The following is a 17,178-nucleotide window of genomic DNA, read 5'->3' as shown; positions in this document are numbered from 1 at the left end:
CACCCGAAGTAGCAACCACCTCACAACGGAACCACCTAATCGTGGGTCGTTGTCGACCGACAGTGGGGCAGAGACAGGAGGGTGAGTGACGATGCAGGTCAAGAAGAACAGGTCCGGGCTCAAGGCCGCGGCGGTGGTGGCGACCGGCTTGGTCGCCAGCGCTCTGGTCATCTGGTTCAGCAGCTACGCGGCGTTCTCCGCCAGTACCACCAACAGCGGCAACTCGTTCAACTCGGGTTCGGTGTCCATCTCCGACGACGACTCCAACGGTGTGCTGTTCAACGTGTCCGGCCTCAAGCCGGGTGACACGGGTTCGCGGTGCATCGAGGTGACCTTCACCGGCAACGTGGCGTCGTCGGTCAAGCTCTACACGACCGCCGCCTCGTACACCGGCACCCTCGGCCCGTACCTGGACTTCGTGGTCCGCCAGGGCACCGGTGGCACCTACGCCGACTGCACCGGCTTCGTCGCCGACGGCGGTGGCCCCCTGCACAACGGCACCCTGGCGACCTTCGCCTCGGGCTACACGAACTTCGGCAACGGCATCGGCAGTTGGACGCCGTCGACCAACGGCACCAAGAAGACGTTCCAGTTCACCTACACGCTGCAGGACAACAACAGCGCGCAGAACAAGAGCGCCGGTATCGGCTTCACCTGGGAAGCCCAGAGCTCGTAAGACCGCTTGGAAGACTAAGAGGGCTCACCTTGTGTGAGCGCTGGAGGACACCGTGAACGCCAAGAACGCCGCTCGACTGTTGGGCTATGTGCCCACAGTGGCGGCGTTCTTGGCGCAAGCGGTGTTGTCGACGTTGGTGTGGCTGCTTGCTTGGTGCGTGCTGCCTTACGTCGTGTCCTGGCACTCTTACGTGGTGTTGTCGGGCTCGATGGCACCCTCTATCCAGGCCGGAGATGTCGTTGTCGTCGGGTCGCTGCTCACTGACCACCCGGCTGCCGGTGCCGTCATCGCCTTCGACGACCCCGCGCACGACAACCGGGTCTTGATGCACCGCATCATCAAGCTCAACGACGATGCCACCTTCACGACCAAGGGTGACGCCAACCCGAACGCCGACAGCACCCCCGTGACCGAGGACGACGTCCTCGGTCAAGGCAGACTGCGTGTGCCGTGGGTCGGGTTGCCCGCCTACTGGGCGCAGACCAAGAACTGGGTCGCGCTCGGCGCGAGCCTTGTCGCCCTGGGTGGGCTCGTCGTACTTGCTTGGGAACGCCGTAGTCGTGGGCAACCGCCCCCGGCAGATACACCGCCCACCACGGGCAGGCATCGCAAGCAACCGTCCGACGTCACCCGACGCCGGGCGGATAGGCGCGTTTCGGCTACTGTGGCGCTTGGCGTCGTATTGGCCATCGTGCTGGAAAGCGGTGGCTTCGCCAAGTTCATCTCAACGACTACGACGTCCGGCAACGCCATTGGCAGCGCGGCGACGTTCCCGACGTACTCGGCCTCGGTCACCGGTGACAGCCCGCTGTTCTACCACCGGCAGGACGAGGCGCAGTCGTCGTCGGCCACCAGCACCGCGGCGGACTCCTCGGGCAACAACCGCCCCGGTCAGTACAACGCGGCCACCAACGGTCCTTACACCTACTGGCGTTTCGACGACGCCAGCGGTATAGCGGCGTCGGACAGTTCCGGCGGCGCCAACCAGGGCACCCTGGTCAACGGCCCTACGTGGTCGACCGGGCTCACCGGGTCCGCGGTGACCTTCGACGGCGTCAACGACCGCGTCATCGGCGCGGGCCCCTCCACCTACACGGACACCAGCTTCACCGTGTCGTTGTGGGCCAGGACCAGCTCCGCCTCGTCGACCGCTGTAGCGCTGTCACAGGGCGGCAACACCCACAACGCCTGGTACATCTACACCCAGAGCGGGAAGTGGCGTTTCGGCCTCCCCCGAAGCGATGTCGCCAACCCGACCGAGGACTACGTGGTGTCGTCGACCTCGGTCGCTGCGAACACTTGGACGCACATCGTCGGCGTGTACGACGACCCCAACAACGTTTTCCGCATCTATGTCAACGGTTCGTTGGAAGCCAGCGGCCCTCGCTCGGACTCTTACGAGTGGCGAGGCAACGGCGCGTTGGCGGCGGGCGCCACACTCATCAACGGCTCTTGGCTTTACCACTGGGCGGGGTCTATAGACGACGTGCGCGTGTACTCGCGCGTGTTGGGGGCTAGCGAGATCTCCGGCATCATGGGCGCTGCCACGGCGCCCAACGCGCAGTACGCCTTCGAGCAGAGCGGATCGGTGCTGACCGATTCCGGCCCCAACGGCTACAACGGCACGATCAGCGGTGCCGCGTGGAACACCAATGGCCACACCGGCCGGTCGTTGACCTTCGACGGCGTGGACGACTACGTCTCCACGTCGTACTTCTCGCTGCGCACCGACACCAGCTTCACGGCGTCGGCCTGGATGTACATCAGCAGTTCGGGTGGTGTCGACAGGACCATTCTGTCCAAGGACAGCGTCAACAACAGCAGCTTCTCGTTGACGTACATAGCGTCGACGGGCAAGTTCGCGTTCATCATGCCCGCGTCGGACACATCCAGTTCGGCCACTGTCTCCGCGACGACGTCCAACCCGGCGGTGGCCAACGCGTGGATGAACGTTCTCGGTGTGTGGGACGCGGCAGCGGGGCAGATGCGCATCTACCTCAACGGCACGTTGGAGTCCACAGTCAGCCGGTCCGGTGGGTGGAACGGCGTTGGGTCCATCTCAATCGGCCGTGGCCAGCGCAACGGCTCTTACGTCGACTACTGGCCTGGCCGCATCGACGACGTTGCCGTCTATAACCGTGTGTTCAGCTCGGCGGACGTCGAGGAGGCGTACACGCGCCCTACGCTCGACTGGCAGTTCAACGACAACATCGCGACGACGGCGTCCGACTCCTCGGGCAACGGGAACAGCGGCACGCTCAACGCTGTGCAGTGGACCGATTCCGGCTACGAGGGCACAGCGGGCCTCTATAACGGGTCGAGCAGTTGGACCGTCAGCCAGTCACCCGCGATCCGCACCGACGCCACCTTCACCGTGTCCGCGTGGGTCTACATGACGACGCCATCGCAAGACCGTGCGGTGGTGTCCCAGCAGGGCACTATAGGCAGCGCCTTCATGCTCGGGGCTGACATCGCTTCGGTGAAGTGGGTCTTCCGCATGCCCCGCACCGACGGCAACTCGCCGACCTACGACACGGTCTATAGCTCCGCGGACGCTACCCAGAACCGCTGGTACCACCTAGTCGGCGTGTTCTTCGCGGGCTCACAGCTCATGCGGTTCTATGTCGATGGCGTCCTACAAGGCAGTGTCTCGCACCCCGGAGCCTGGAACGCGACCAACGCGCTGCAGGTCGGTCGCGCGCTGCGCAGCGGCTCGCAGATGGACTACTTCGACGGCGTCATCGACAAGGTCCGCACCATCCAGGCAGGCCTCTCGACCGCTCAGGTCCAGAACCTCTACAGCGCGGGCGCTCCCGCTCCCGCCGCGCTGCCCGTCGCGGGTGCCCTGTCGCCCATGAACTCGGCTCAACCCGGCGCACTGCAAGGCGCGCAACAGGGGCAGAGTTCCAGCACGGCGACCGGGTTCAACGGAACGACCAACGCCACCAACCTGACCAGCTTCGCGAACCCGACGAACTTCACCATCGAGGCGTGGTTCAAGGTGAGCGGCAACTGGGGCGGGCTGATCGGTGGCTTCTTCGACACTGTGAGCGTCAGCAGCACCGCCCGCGACAGGGTCGTGTACTTAGACAACGCCGGGCGGGTGACGTTCGCGGTCAACCCGGCTGGTGGGATCAAATCGGTTAACTCGGTGGCGTCGTACAACGACGGCACATGGCACCATGTGGCGGCCAGTCTCGGCTCTGCCGGGATGAAGCTCTATGTCGACGGGGTTCTCGTCGCACAGGACGCGGCGACCACAACGGCGCAGAACTACACCGGGTACTGGCGGTGGGGCGGCGGCATCCTCACCAACTACCCGAACCGACCGATCAGCGACTACATCGTGGGGACCCTCGACGAGTACGCGGTCTACGGGTCGCAGCTCAGCGACGCCCAGATCCGGCGCCACTACCACGCGAACCACTGACGCCACGTCCAGACTGTGTCAACCGGACCGCTTGGCGTGTCAACCGGACAGTTGGGCGCTCAACCGGACAGTCCGCGCGGTTCGGCGGAAAATGTCAGACCCCGGGGGCACAATGGTGCCGCGCGGGTCGAGTGTCACCGATCCGGCGGTCCAGTTCGGGGTCTGGGTGATATCGGGGGTCTGGGTGATGCAGCAGCAATCGCGGCGGCGCGTGCCGCTGGCGGTCGCCGCACTGGCGGTGGTGGCCGCCGTGCTCGTCGCGGTGTTCGCCGGGCCGGGCGAGGTCGCGGGTCGGCCGACCGAGGTGGCCGCCGCCGATCTCGGGGCGACGGCGCTCAGTCGGCTCGCCGAGCTCGGCGACCTGCGGCTGCGCGGCACCCTGGAGACCGACGGCGGCATCGGGCTCGGCATCGACGTCGTCGCGTTGCGCGGCGGCGAGACCACCGCGACGGTCACCGACGGCGCGGGCGGGGCCGCGACTTTCGTCGCCGTGGCCGATCAGGTCGTGGTCAACGCCAACGCCGCGTGGTGGCTCAACACCGTGCCCGTCTACGCCCACCAGATCGCGGGCAAGTGGGTCAAGGCGTCCGAGGACATGGGCTTCCCGATCGGGATGCTGACGGCGCTGTCGGGCAAGCGGTTGCACGACATGTTCACCGGCGACGACTGGACCGCCGAGCCGACGGTGTACGTCGACGGCACCTCGGCGATGGCGCTGTCGCCGCGGGGGTCGCCGTGGACGGTGTACCTGGCCACCGAGGGCGGCACGCGGCTGCTGGGTGTCAGCGGACCGCTGGCGGCCACCGGCGACAAGCTCCGCGGCGCCGCGCAGGCGTCGAACTTCCCGTACGCGTTGGTCAGCACCAGCGGCGTCGACGACCCGTGCCGGGAGAGCACGGGCCGCGCGCTCGCCGATGCCAAGCAACAGGCCGTGACCGCTCCGGCGCCGCCGCCGATGCCCCAGCCCAACCACGGGCCGGACATCTCCGTGACCGTCCTGCCCACCGGCACGTGCATGACGCCGATGTGCCCCACGCCGGTCGAGGTCCGCAACTCCGGCGACGAGACCGCCACCGGCATGCTCTCGGTGATGTCCACCAGCGGCGGCGGGGGAGTGCTGCCGATCTCCGTTGGCCCCCAGCAGAGCACCCAGCAGGTGTTCCAGGTGCTCAACCCGGCCTCGAGTTGCACCCAGACCTGCACCAGGCCGTACACGATCACCGCGTTCGCGCAGGTCACCGCCATCGCGGGCCCGGACTTGGACACCGGAAAGCGGCTGCACGACCGCGGTGTCGACCCGAACCGGCCGGTGCCCGCCAAGCCGGAGGTCGCCGGGCCGGACGTCAACTCCGTGATCGACAGGCTCTCCACGCCGGGGCCCGCGGTCGCCGGGTACGCCAAGCAGGACGATCCGCTGCTCGACGACGTCATCGGCATCGTGCAGAAGTCCGGCGACGCGCGGCTGCTGAGCCTGCTCACCGTGCTGGCCAAGCACCCGGCGATCGCTGTGGACGCCGGTGCGCCCAGCCCGGCGGTCGCGCTCGCGAGGACGGCGGTGAAGGGCAAGGGGCCGGAGCGGTTGGCCGCCAGGCAGGCGTTGTCACTGCTGTCGCAGTTGGCCCAGGAGGCGGGGCGGACGCCGAACTCGCTGCGGGTGGACAAGGGGCTGCTGGTCGACGCGCAGGCCAAGCGGGTGTACTCGATCGCCTCGGTCACCAACCCGGAGAACCGGGACCAGCGGGTGTACGACGCGGTCGACAAGGGCGTCAAGGCGTTCGCGGGCATCGATACCGCCAGCTACGCCAAGGTTCTCGTCCTCGACTTCGGCGACTCCTTCCCCGCCTACGGCCAGGTCCAGCGCAACACGCTGGTCGACCAGCTCAGCCTGCACACCGCGGGCGGCAAGCGACTCGTCGACCTGCTCCGGGACGCCACCGGGGAACCGGCGATAACCGAGCTGCTGGTCGCCAACCGGCTCACCCGCGAGCACGTCCCCGGCGGCAGGTACGTCTTCGGCGCCGACGACGTGCGCGCCCTCGTGCACCAACGGCCCGCCACGGCGCCGACGAGAAAACCCACCAGCAGGGACCTCGTCTACACCACGCCCAACTTCGAGCACATGCTCCACGGCGATCCGTACGACCCGGCCAACCCCGGCAAGCAGGACCGCGGCGGGCACGTCTCCGGCGCGGGTGGGCCGGGCAAGACCGAGTTCCCCAAAGCATGGACGCCCGACGACATCAAGGAAGCCATCGCGCAGGTCGTCGACCAGGGCAACACCGTGGACAAGCAACTCCAGCCCACGAACGACCCGCGCAGCGACCGCAACCACATGAACGCCCAGGTGTGGTCGTGGCGCTACCTGGGGCAGGCGACGGTCAAGGGGATCACGGTCGAACTGGACCTCTACGTCTACCACGACGGTGTGTTCCGCAACGGCTACCCGTCGGACCGCGGCGCCGGGCCCAACAAGATCGTCGATCGCGAGCAGGTCCACGTCAGCAAGACCGAGACCCTCGACGATCGAACCATCCTCAGGAACCCGCCGAGCCCCGCGAACCCCCAGCTCAACGGTGCGCGGACGTTCCCGCCGCGCTACAACCGGACCGCCGACTCCTGGGAGTACCCGGCGGTGGGGCGCGACGGTGGGCCCGCGCTGGACCAGTCGGGCAACCCGGTCGTCTACTCCACCGACTCCGCCGGGGTCCCGTTGTCCGGCTCGCCCGTCCCGGTGGCAGGGTGTTGGCCGTGACCGCCTGGGTGACCGTGCTCCGCCGACTCGCGGGGCGCCTGCCGGACGACGACCTGGCCGTGCTGCGCTCCACCCTGGGGGCGGGGGAGTTGGCGGACCTCGAGCGGACCCTGCTGTTCGCCCTGGCCGACAACGGCGTCGGCCTGCACGACGAGGAGCGGGAGCTGCTCGCGGGCGAGGGCGTGCGGGTGGACAGCCCGATCATCGCGGACCTGCCGCCCCCCACCCCGGCCGACACCCGGTTCGAGCCGGAGCCGGTCGCCTCCACAGTGGATGATCAACTCCGGGTGACCACCGCCGCCTACCCGGGAGTACGCCGGGTGCTGCGGGCCAGGCGGGTGGTCGACCACGAGCTCGTCTACGTGGTGGAACTCGCCCGGGGCAGCGTCGCAGGCGCCCAGTCCGCGCTGCACTGGGGCATGGACGGCGCACTGCTGGAGGTCGTGCTCGCGGGGGAGCGGCTGCCGCCGTACCAGGCCGCCGCCCTGGCCGCCGGGGTCGAGGTGGCAACTGTGATCTGAGTCGGATTCTGTTCCACGCCGCGCCACCATCCCTAGAATCCCGACAAAATGTCCTGACAGCGGAGAAGAGGACCCCTGGTGGCTTTGCAACTGGGCGACACGGCGCCGGACTTCCAGGCCGACACCACGGCCGGACCCATCCAGTTCCGGGAGTGGAAGAAGGGCTCCTGGGCGGTGCTGTTCAGCCACCCCGCCGACTTCACCCCGGTCTGCACGACCGAGCTGGGCCGGGTGGCCCAACTGCGCGACGAGTGGGCCGCCCGCGGCACCAAGACCATCGCGCTGTCGGTCGACTCCGTCGCCGACCACGAGAAGTGGGTCCCCGACATCAACGAGGTCAGCGACACCACCGTCGAGTACCCGATCATCGCCGACCCGGACAAGTCGGTCGCCCAGCTCTACGGGATGATCCACCCCAACGAGGGCGACACCTCGTCGGTCCGCGTGGTCTACATCATCGACCCCGCCGACAAGGTCCGCCTGACCCTCACCTACCCCAAGAGCGTCGGCCGCAACTTCGACGAGATCCTGCGCGCCCTCGACGCCCTCCAGCTCACCGACCGCGTCGCGGTGTCGACGCCGGTCGACTGGCGCGCTGGTGACCGGGTCATCGTGCCGCCGACCGTGTCCACTGAGGACGCTCGGGGCAAGTTCGGTGAGGTGGACGAGGTTCGGCCGTACCTGCGGTTCGTGCAGGTTCCGCAGGGCTGATCTGAGCGGTTGAGGGGCGGCGACGGGGATTCCCTGTCGCCGCCCCTGTTTGTTGGGGCCCCTGTTTTGTCGGTGTGGCTCGGTAGGCTGTGTATTCGGGGGCTCTTGCGGCGGATGATCTTCGCCTCGGCTGCGCCATCGGCGTGGATCCGCGATTTGAGTGCGGGCTCGATGTGGTGGACCTGTTTTGTGCGGGGCCCCTGCGCCGCCCGTGGCAGGACCGCAAAGCTGGGGCCGAAAAGCATGGCCCTGCAGCGCACAACGCTACGGACGCCGCACCCCCACACAAAACAGGTCCACCCCATCGAGCATCTGGCACCAGCGACTCCGAGTGTCCAGTGGTTGCTTCTTGGCCTCGGGGTCGGGTGGTTGGGCTGGCGGGGCTGACTCGGTGGGTTGGGCTGGCACCAGCGGCTTCCGAGTGTCCAGTGGTTGGGCAGGCGGGGTGGGTTAGTGAGAGGTGAAGGTTCGTTCTAGGAACAGCTCTCGTTGGGTCGTCCTCCGGTGGAGGATTGAAGGGTGCTCCTGTTCGAAGTAGGGGACAGGGTCGGACTCGAGGGCTGTTCGTAGGGCGGCGGTGGCGCGGTCGGGGATGGCGAGGGCTTCCTGCCAGAGTTCTTGGGCTTCTGGTTGTCCGGCTTGGTGGGCGAAGTAGGCCCAGTTGACCAGGAGGTATCGGCGGATCGCTGGGGCGGTTTCGATTTCTTTCGCCGTTGTCAGCAGTTCCAGGGCTGTGTCGTGGTCGTCGAGGTCCATCGCGTATTCGGCGCCTTCTACCAGGCCCAGTACGGCGTGGGTGGGTGCGCCCGACTCGAGCAGTAGGTCCACGCTCTGGCGGTTGGCTGTGTAGGCGGCTTGGTGGTCGGCCAGGTTTCGGGATACTTCGGCGGCTCGGGCGGCTAGTTCGGCGCGGGCCACGCGTTGGCGTTGGTGCAGGTGGCTGGTCGCCGGGTCTATGGGTGGGAAGCGGGTGTCGATCAGGTCGAGGATCTCCTCCGCTAGGGCGAGCAACCGGGGTGCGTCCTCATGGGACAGTCGGACGTGGGGTGGCCATGGGGGTTGTACGTCTACGCCTGTAGTCAGGCGGGCGGCTCGGGAGCAGCGGAGGGCCAGGGTGGTGGTGGCGCGGACCAGGGAGTAGTCCCAGGGGCGGGGGCGCAACCAGCGGCGGCGTTGGAAGGTGTCGGTGGTCCAGATGTGAAGGAGGTTCTCGCGGACCGCGGCGGGGCTTTGCAGCAGGGTGAGCACGTCGGCGGCTTGGCGGGTGCGGACCATGCGGAAGTGCGCCGTGAACAGCCACAGCAGGCCGATGCCCAGGCCCGCGGTGGCCGCGACCAGGGGGGCGTGGGTGGGGTGGAAGACGCCCACCACGAGGAAGGGGGTTACCGAGGTGATCGACACCAGGGGGAGCACGCCGAAGGTGGCTTGCAGGAACCGGGTTTGCGCGCGCAGCAGGCGGGTTCCGTGGAACGCGGGCCCGATGAGGAGTTCGACGCCCGCCGCGTAGAAGATGTAGCGGGAGACTTCCCAGGCGTCGAAGGACGGGGTTTCGGCCCACCACCGGGCGACCCACTCGCCGAACGGGCCCGCGGCGACGACGGCGAGGGCCAGGACCAGGCCCACCCCGCTCATCCGGGACGCCTTGCGGTGCGCCATCAGCAGCGGACGCCTGCCCCGGTCGGCCGCCAGCAGGACGGCGCCGACCACCGCCGCCCCCAGCAGGCGCAGCCACGGGTCCGGCCCGGGGATCAGCAGCACACCCACCAGCGGCAGCACGCACACGGCCCGCCCGGCGAGCCCCCACAGGATGTCGGCGGTGCCGGGGAAGACCGGGCCCTCGAGCCGCTCGTACCGCGGCAGGTCCGGCGGCAACCTCAGGGCGCGCAGCGCCACCCCGACCAGCAGCGGCGTCACGAACCACGTCGCCAGCGGGTTCCCGCCGAAAGCGAACAGGACCGCGCCGACGAACCCCGTGGTCGCCATGCCCGCGAGGCCCAACACCAGCCCGACGGGAGCCACGACCGCCACCGGAACCGCCCCCAACAGCCCCGAACACAACGGCAACGCCAGCCCCAACACGACATCGGCCACATACCAGGCGGGTGACCAGGTGTCCGGTCGCCGGAACTCCCGCAACCGCAACTCCGCGAACAACAGGGCGACGCCGACCAGCAGCACATCCGCCAGGGTCGAAGGCTGCGCGAGCTGGGCCACGTGAGATCTCGTCGATCAGAGCGCCTACCGCGTTACGGGTTGTCGCCGGGCACGTATGAGTTGGGGAGTGGCGTGTGAGGCGGAGGGGCGGCGGCGGTGTGGGTGATGGGGAGCGGTGCGAGGGGAGCACCGTCGGGATTGGGGGTGTGCGCGTTACGGGTTGTCGCTGGGGTGGGTTGGGGGTGGGGGTGGGTGAGCTGGGCGCTGCCATGATGATCGGGTGTGGCGGGCCGGGCAGGTGGTGATCGGGGTCGTCGTTGCTCTGGGTGGGGTGTTCGACGACCTGCCTGGGGGTGGGTCGGCGGGGTGGGTGCTGTTCGTGTTGTACGCCCTCGTCGCGGGTGGGGCGGTTCCCTGGGGCGCGGTGGCGTTCGTGGTGGCTTCGGCGATCAGCCGGGAGCCCTCGACGCTGTTGTTCATGTATGCGGCGATGGTGGGGTTCGCGCTGGCCTGGGTGTGGCGGCAGGACTGGACCCGGCACCGCTGGGAGCTGTTCTGGTACGAGCGGCGCCTCCGCCGCGGCGACCACAGCCGGCCCGGCACCGCACCTGAGCCGTCTGTGCTGCTGGTGTCCCGCGGCTACTGGCTGGTAGTGGCGTTGCCGTTGGCGAGCGCCGTGTACGCGGTCCTGTTCGCCGACCGGTCGCCGTCGCTGCTTGTCGGTGGGGCCGCCGGGTCGGCGGTGGCGTGGGGGACGATGTGGCGGGCGCGGCCGTTCAGCCGGTACTCGCGGCGGTCGGTGCTGGTCACCGAGTCGCAGGTGCACCTGTTGTGGGTGCTGATGATGGTGGCGGGCGGTGCCGTCCTCGTGCGGTCAGCCGTGCCGTGGGCGGTGATCCTGCCTGTCGTCATCGTCGCGCAGGCCTTCTTGACCTGGTCGCTGCACCGCCGCGGCAGCGGGGTCACGTTCGCGGTCACGCAGTCCCTCGGTGCCGTTCTCTCCGGGCAAGCGCTGTTCTACGCCGCACTAGCGCACCCATCCCCGGACGAACCCGTGCTGATCTCGATCAGCGCTCTCTACGCCCTGGTCGGGCTGGCCGCGTTGGCCGTGCAGGCGCGAAACCCCTGGTGGGCGTGGCGCGCGGACGCGGCTGTCTTCCTGCGCAACGACCGCCGTGCCCGCGCGGCCTGGCTGCACGAACCGGACCCGGCCGTGCCGCACGCAATGGCGGCGCGGGCCAGGACCGCGTTGACCGAAGCGGGCTGGTCACCGAGCCGTCAAGCCGTCCGTGCCGCCCTGACCTGGCTGGACGCCGCCGACCGGTTCACCGACCCCTTTCCGGCTGCCCGCGGCGACTGCTTGTTCACCCGCGGCCAAGTCAGCGAAGCCCAGACCCACCACAACGCCGCGCTGACCCACTACCGGGCCGCCGCGGCCGCGTTCACCGAAGCCGACCTGCCCGCCTTGGCCGCGCTCGCCCGGCTGGCCGAAGCCAGGCTCTTGCCCGACCCGGTCCGAACCCGCGGCTCGATCGCCGCCGACGAAACCTTGCCCGCCGCCGTGCGCAGGTTGGCGGGCGCGGATCTACCCGACCGCTTGGGCCCGTTGCCGCCGGTGCACCCGCTGCCCGACCCACCCTGGAACCCGCTACCCACCAATGCTCCCCGCGACGCGCCGAACCGGATCGCCGTGCCGCGCACCGAGGAGGACAGCCAAGCGCACCGGCTGATCACCCGTGGCGAGCGGCGTTGGCGGCGTGGCGACCACGTCAGGGCCACCGCGGACTTGAGGGCCGCCGCAGACCTGCTCGCGGACAACGCACAGCTGACACCGGCGGTCGCTGTGCTGCTCGAACTCGGCCGCGCGCAAGCCGAACGCGATCCGCGCGCCGCGCACGACACCTTCCAGACAGCGCTGGCGATGCGGTCCCAGTTCGCCGACAACCTGGTCGACGAGCCGCTGCGGGTCCAGGTCAACGGGTGGTTCGAGGACCCGCACAGCCGCCTCATCGCGTTGATGACCCAGCACCAGGACGCGAGCTGGTCGGACACGGCCGCGTTCGACCTCGCTGAACGGGCCCGATCCCGGCTGCTGCTCGAACTGCTCGGTGACGCCGCCGAGCCCGCGGTGCGCGGTGTGCCGAACGCGCTCGCCAAGCGGGAACGCGACCAGCGTGCGCGCCTCAGAGCCGCCGCCGCGCGGAAACCGGGGGATCGGACCAAGCACCTGGCTCTGCTGCGCGCCGCCCGCGCCGAGCTGGCCCAGACGTGGCAGGCCATGGCCGAGCACGGCGGCCAAGCGGCGGAGTACGCGGCGCTGCGCCGGGGTGAGCCCGCGGGGTTCGCCGAGATCACGAAGGGGCTGCACGACGCGACCCTCGCGGAGTACCACGTCACCGCCGACGAGGTGGTGCTGTTCGTGGCCGGGTCCGGGGACCGGGCGCCGCACGTGGAGCGGATCCCGATGACGCGCGACGAACTGGTCGAGGTGGTCGCGGAGTTCGGCGAGACGGCGGACGAGATCGGCGCGGGCGATCCGGACCGGTGGCGGATCCCATTGCGCCCCTTGGTCGAGCCGCTGGTCCGGCGGTGCGCGGCCGGGTCGGTGATCTGGATCGTGCCGCACGACCTGCTGCACGGCTTGCCGTTGCACGCCGTCGAGGTCGACGGTCAGCCGCTGGGCGCGCGCAACCCGGTCTGCTACACCGCCAGCGCCACCGTGATGCGCTACAGCCAAGCGCGCCGCCGCCCCGACGCGAAGGGGACCGTGGTGCTGGCAGACTCCCGCGCTGACCGACCGCTGCCGCGCTCTCGCACGCACGCCCGGCAACTCAGCGCCCGTACGAGCTTGGTCGGCCAGGAGGCGACCGTGCCCGCCCTGGTCGATGCCGTGGGCACAGGTGTGTCCGTCCTGCACATCGCCTGCCACGGCGAGTTCGACCACGAGCACCCAGCGCGGTCGCGGGTACTGCTCGCCGCGGTGGGCCCGGACGACGGGCTGCTCACCGCCGAGCGGATCCTGGGCATGTCGTTGCCCGCCGACCTGGTCGTGCTGAGCGCCTGCCAGAGCGGGATGGCCGATCGCAGGCCGGGGGACGAGCTGTTCGGGCTGACCAGGGCGCTGGTGCACGCGGGCGCGGCGAGCGTGCTGGTCAGCCTGTGGTCGGTCGACGAGTTGCCGACGACGATGCTGATGGCCGCGTTCTACCGGGCCAGGGACGAGGGCGCGGGCAAGGCGGAGGCGTTGCGGATCGCGCAGACGTCGGTCCGGGAGGCGACCGCGGCCGAAGTGGTCGACCACTGCGAGCGCACCGGGATGCCCGCGCGCGACATCGCCGACACCCGGTTCCGCGCCGGTGACTTCACCCGCGCGCTGCGCGAGTACACCTCGTTGCTGGCCACCGACGACAGCGCTGACCTGCGGATCGCGCACGCGGCCTGCGAACTCGCGGCGGGAGTGGGCGCGATACCGGACTATTCCAGGAGAATCTACGCGCGACCGGCGTACTGGGCCGCGTTCGTGCTGATCGGAGACTGGCGATGAGACCTGACGACCCGTTCTCCTCGGTCGCCGACACCGCGGTGACCGTGGTGCGCGCCGAGGGCGAGAGCACCGGCGGGATCGCGGTGCTGCTCGGACCCGGCGGCGTGGTGCTCGGGACCGTGACCGACTCCGGTGTGCGGCCGTCGGTGCTGGTCGAGTCCGACATGACGATCGACGCGTTCGTCCGGTCGCGGGCGACCACGCTGTTGCTGCTGGACATGCCGTACCTGGTCGTCCTGCGTGACGGCGCGGTGTTCGGGGTCGTGGCGAAGACGGTGGTCGCCGAGTACCTGGCCTCCGGCGCGCACCGGCCGACGGGCAACCCGATGGGCATCGGCGGCGGTGCTTCGGACGCGGTGCTGCCCGGCCCGGTGCGCCTGCCGCTGGCGCACGTCGCGTGCAAGCACCCGGACTGCGGTCACGTGAACGCCATCGAGTACTGGCACCGCGACAGGCCGCAACAGTGCGCCAACCCGGACCGGGCGCCGCACAACCTGGTCCTGGAGGTCTGACCGTGCTCGCCGACGTGGCTCGTGAGACCGGCGGACTCTTCGACCGCCGCTTCCTGGTCAACGCGCTCCTGCCGACCCTGGCCACCCTGGGTGGTCTCGGCGCGGTGGTGGTGGGGTCGTTGTCCAACCCGGGGCAGGTGCTCCTCACGTGGAACAAGCTGGACGGGACGGTCCGGGTGTTGGTGGGCACCGGGATCGTCGTGGTGGCCGTGCTGCTGGCGGCGGTCGTGGCCGGGCGCGCCCACTCGCTGATCCGCGCCTACGAGGGCATCTGGTCGGGGCGCCTCGGCAGGGCGACCGCGAGGTGGACCGCTCGCTGGCGCCGCCGGGAAACCCCCACCCGACTCGGCGACATCCTCCGGGACGCCGAGGTCCACCCCGCTGAACGCTACGGTCTGGACGCGGTGGTGACCTGGCCACGGCTGTACCCGCTGCTGCCGGACAAACTGATCGCCTCGTTGGTCGCCGCCCGCGCGGAGTTGGAGTTCCAGCTGACCATCTCCGCCCTGGCCTGCACCTTTGCCGTGGCCTCCGGTGCTTATCTCACTGCGGTCCACAGTGGACCAGCTGCGGTTCTGGCGTGCTACTGGGGCGGGTTGTTGTTGGCGTGGGGCAGTTACCGCAGCTCACTCGCGCCAGCCCGGCTCTACGCGGGCCAGGTCAAGGTCGCCTTCGACCTCTACCGGCAGGCGCTGCTCACCCACCTCGCGCTCCCCGTTGACGACGAACGCGCCCAATGGCAACGGCTGGGCCAGTTCTGGCACCGCAACATCCCGATGACGGTGGAGTTGGTGTCGCGGGAGGAGGAGCCGGTGGCGGTCGGCGGGTTCCGCTTTCCGTTCGGCTGGTTCGCCTTCGCTGTGGTGGTCGTCAGCGGACTGATCGCCGCGTTGGTCTAGCTTTCCATTGCTGCCAGGGCGCGGACGAAGGACTCCTCGGTCACCACCGGAACCCCCAGCACCCTGGCGTCTTTGGCCTTGACCGACATCGTGTCCGGGTCGGCTGCGGCGACCACTCGGGTCCGTCTGCTCACGGTTGTCATGACGCGCAGTCCCGCAGCCACGGCTCGGGCGGTGAGGGCGTCGCGGTCGGCGGTCATCATTCCGGTGAGCACGACCTTGTCGCCTGGGTGCAGTACCAGGCCGCCGACTGTGGGGGATGGGGCCACCCGGACGGGGGCGCTCGGGGTCAGCACGTCGGCGACCGTCGCGCTGTCTAGGCCCAGCAGTTCGGCCACCAAGCCGATGTCCGCCAGTTCCCGTTCCCCCACACCCGCCGCGGCCTGGGCCAGGGCGCGCAGGTACGTGTGGTGGATGGCGACGACCTCCTCCCGCCGCAAGCCCAGGCGCAGGGCGACGCCGACCAGGGCGTCCGCGTCGGTCACCGAGATCCGGCGGTCGAGCAGTGCGTCGTCGAGCACCGCGAAGTAGGCGTCGACCAGCGGCTCCTCGTCGCGGGGCAACCAGGGCACGACGCGGGCGAGGAAGTGCGGTTCGACGTGGTCGGCGGGCAGGCGCTGGGCGGTGGGGACCTGGTCGCGGGCCAACACGGGCCAGTCCCAGGCCGCGGCGCGCAGGTGCTCGTCGGTCGGTTGTAAGACCTCCGGGGCTTGGGCGAGCATGTGGCCGAACAGCGCGCTCGCGGCCATCGCGTCGTCGCGGGCGGTGTGCCAGCGCATCGCGGGTAAGCCCGCCGTGGTGCAGCAGGCGACCAGGGAGCGCCGCGAGTTGGGCATCACGACACTCGCCGCGCGCATCGTGCAGAGCCCGGCGAGGTCGTCGAACGGGGAGTCGACGCCGATCCGGGTGAACTCGGCGCGCAGGTGCATCGCGTCGAACGGCCAGTTGTGCGCGACCACCACCCGCCCGCGCAGCCGCTGCACCAGGTCACCGGCGACATCGGCGAACCGGGGTGCCCGCCGCGCCTCGGCCGCGGTGATCCGGTGGATGGCCTGCGGACCCAGGTCGCGCTCCGGGTTGAGCAGCGTCGACCACTCCCCGGTCACCGCGCCCCCCGCGTCCAGGTGCACCACCGCCACCTCGGCGATCCGGTGCCGGTGCGTCGGGTCGATACCCGTCGTCTCGGTGTCCACCACCGCGAAGCCGTCCACGCGTCCTCCTCGTCGTCGCCCCCCATTGCACCACCCGGCACCGACACCCGGGCTGGGCCAGTGGGGTCACCCCGCTTGACCTGAACCGGAGTTCAGGTTCCAGCATCGGGTGCGGGGCGTGACGAGCGAGGAGGGGCCATGTTATCCAGGGGACTGCGGGTCGAGGGCGCCGTGGAGTTCACCACCGAGGCGGCGGGGGACCGGCGCGGGCTGACCGTGTCCACCTACCGGGAAGACGTGTTCACCGCCGCCGTCGGCCACCCGCTGTTCCCGGTCGCGCAGGCGGCCACCACCCGCTCGCGCAAGGGCGTCGTGCGGGGCATCCACTACCAGGCGCCCACCGCGAAGTACGTCTACTGCGTGCGCGGCAAATCGCTCGACATCGTCGTCGACACCCGGGTCGGCTCGCCCACCTTCGGCCGCTGGGACTCGGTGATGCTCGACGACCGGCACTTCCGGGCGCTCTACGTGCCCGCCGGGGCGGGGCACCTTTCGATCGCCTTAGCCGGGGAGACCACGCTGACCCAGCTGACCTCCACCCCCTACGACGACGACACCGCCGCGGCGCTGTCCCCGCTCGACGCCGGTCTCGACCTGCCCATCCCGCGCGGGCTCACCCTGGTGCTGACCGAACGCGACCAAACCGCGCCGACGCTGGCCCAAGCGCTGGCCGCTGGCGCGCTGCCGGACTACGCCAACTGCCGGTCCGACGACTTGACCTCAAGTTAGGGTGAGGTCTTAGCGTCGGTGGCACAGTCGCGACCCCGG

The 17,178-nt window shown here is 69.9% G+C and carries 11 protein-coding genes; 9 read left to right on the top strand and 2 right to left on the bottom strand.

The features are described 5' to 3' along the window. Nucleotides 1-91 precede the first annotated feature (91 nt). The 5 genes from JOD54_RS28910 to JOD54_RS28890 all read left to right on the top strand — a co-directional run bounded on the left by JOD54_RS28910 (nt 92) and on the right by JOD54_RS28890 (nt 8,090). Entirely contained in the window at nt 92-676 is a 585-nt protein-coding gene (locus JOD54_RS28910) for a TasA family protein (RefSeq protein ID WP_239575617.1), read from the top strand. 52 nt (nt 677-728) lie between these two features. Continuing rightward, on the top strand, nt 729-4,106 hold the full coding sequence (locus JOD54_RS28905) for a signal peptidase I (RefSeq protein ID WP_204455112.1): 3,378 nt from the start codon (nt 729-731) through the stop codon (nt 4,104-4,106). A gap of 187 nt (nt 4,107-4,293) precedes the next feature. Further along, nucleotides 4,294-6,858: an EndoU domain-containing protein gene (locus JOD54_RS28900; protein WP_204455111.1), complete on the top strand. Its 2,565-nt coding sequence runs from the start codon at nt 4,294-4,296 to the stop codon at nt 6,856-6,858. Beyond that, the gene (locus JOD54_RS28895; protein ID WP_204455110.1) at nt 6,855-7,379 is read left to right on the top strand and encodes a hypothetical protein; all 525 of its coding nucleotides are present in this window, start codon (nt 6,855-6,857) and stop codon (nt 7,377-7,379) included. The genes JOD54_RS28900 and JOD54_RS28895 overlap by 4 nt, the downstream gene beginning before the upstream one ends. A 78-nt stretch (nt 7,380-7,457) precedes the next feature. Further along, a complete protein-coding gene (locus tag JOD54_RS28890; RefSeq protein WP_204455109.1) occupies nt 7,458-8,090 on the top strand; it encodes a peroxiredoxin in 633 nt (210 codons plus the stop codon). A 450-nt stretch (nt 8,091-8,540) separates the two neighbouring features. Here the strand turns inward: JOD54_RS28890 and JOD54_RS28885 are convergent, their stop codons facing one another. Further along, on the bottom strand, nt 8,541-10,304 hold the full coding sequence (locus tag JOD54_RS28885) for a hypothetical protein (protein WP_204455108.1): 1,764 nt from the start codon (nt 10,302-10,304) through the stop codon (nt 8,541-8,543). 220 nt (nt 10,305-10,524) lie between these two features. On the opposite strand from JOD54_RS28885, the gene JOD54_RS35830 reads away from it, so the two are divergent. Genes JOD54_RS35830 through JOD54_RS28870 form a run of 3 tightly spaced genes read left to right on the top strand, consistent with a single transcriptional unit; the run spans nt 10,525 to nt 15,199 of the window. Then, nucleotides 10,525-13,788 carry a CHAT domain-containing protein gene (locus JOD54_RS35830; RefSeq protein WP_204455107.1) on the top strand — a complete coding sequence of 1,088 codons (3,264 nt, stop codon included), beginning with the start codon at nt 10,525-10,527 and terminating at the stop codon, nt 13,786-13,788. Next, nucleotides 13,785-14,300 (top strand): hypothetical protein, encoded by a 516-nt coding sequence (locus tag JOD54_RS28875; protein WP_204455106.1) that lies wholly within the window; start codon nt 13,785-13,787, stop codon nt 14,298-14,300. The genes JOD54_RS35830 and JOD54_RS28875 overlap by 4 nt, the downstream gene beginning before the upstream one ends. A gap of 2 nt (nt 14,301-14,302) precedes the next feature. After that, entirely contained in the window at nt 14,303-15,199 is an 897-nt protein-coding gene (locus tag JOD54_RS28870; RefSeq protein ID WP_204455105.1) for a hypothetical protein, read from the top strand. Here the strand turns inward: JOD54_RS28870 and JOD54_RS35825 are convergent. Continuing rightward, nucleotides 15,196-16,410: an exonuclease domain-containing protein gene (locus tag JOD54_RS35825; RefSeq protein ID WP_204455104.1), complete on the bottom strand. Its 1,215-nt coding sequence runs from the start codon at nt 16,408-16,410 to the stop codon at nt 15,196-15,198. The two genes, JOD54_RS28870 and JOD54_RS35825, sit on opposite strands and share 4 nt — an antisense overlap. 138 nt (nt 16,411-16,548) lie before the next feature. On the opposite strand from JOD54_RS35825, the gene JOD54_RS28860 reads away from it, so the two are divergent. Beyond that, entirely contained in the window at nt 16,549-17,139 is a 591-nt protein-coding gene (locus JOD54_RS28860; protein ID WP_204455103.1) for a dTDP-4-dehydrorhamnose 3,5-epimerase family protein, read from the top strand. The last annotated feature ends 39 nt before the right edge of the window (nt 17,140-17,178 follow it).

This window comes from Actinokineospora baliensis, from assembly GCF_016907695.1.
Lineage (GTDB): Bacteria > Actinomycetota > Actinomycetes > Mycobacteriales > Pseudonocardiaceae > Actinokineospora > Actinokineospora baliensis.
This window is presented reverse-complemented; position numbering and strand designations above follow the sequence as displayed.

Excerpts from the sequence above, each read along its gene's own strand:
- JOD54_RS28900 (WP_204455111.1), top strand. The coding sequence starts at position 4,294 with ATGCAGCAGCAATCGCGGCGGCGCGTGCCGCTGGCGGTCGCCGCACTG.
- JOD54_RS28860 (WP_204455103.1), top strand. The coding sequence starts at position 16,549 with ATGTTATCCAGGGGACTGCGGGTCGAGGGCGCCGTGGAGTTCACCACC.
- JOD54_RS28875 (WP_204455106.1), top strand. The coding sequence starts at position 13,785 with ATGAGACCTGACGACCCGTTCTCCTCGGTCGCCGACACCGCGGTGACC.
- JOD54_RS28910 (WP_239575617.1), top strand. The coding sequence starts at position 92 with ATGCAGGTCAAGAAGAACAGGTCCGGGCTCAAGGCCGCGGCGGTGGTG.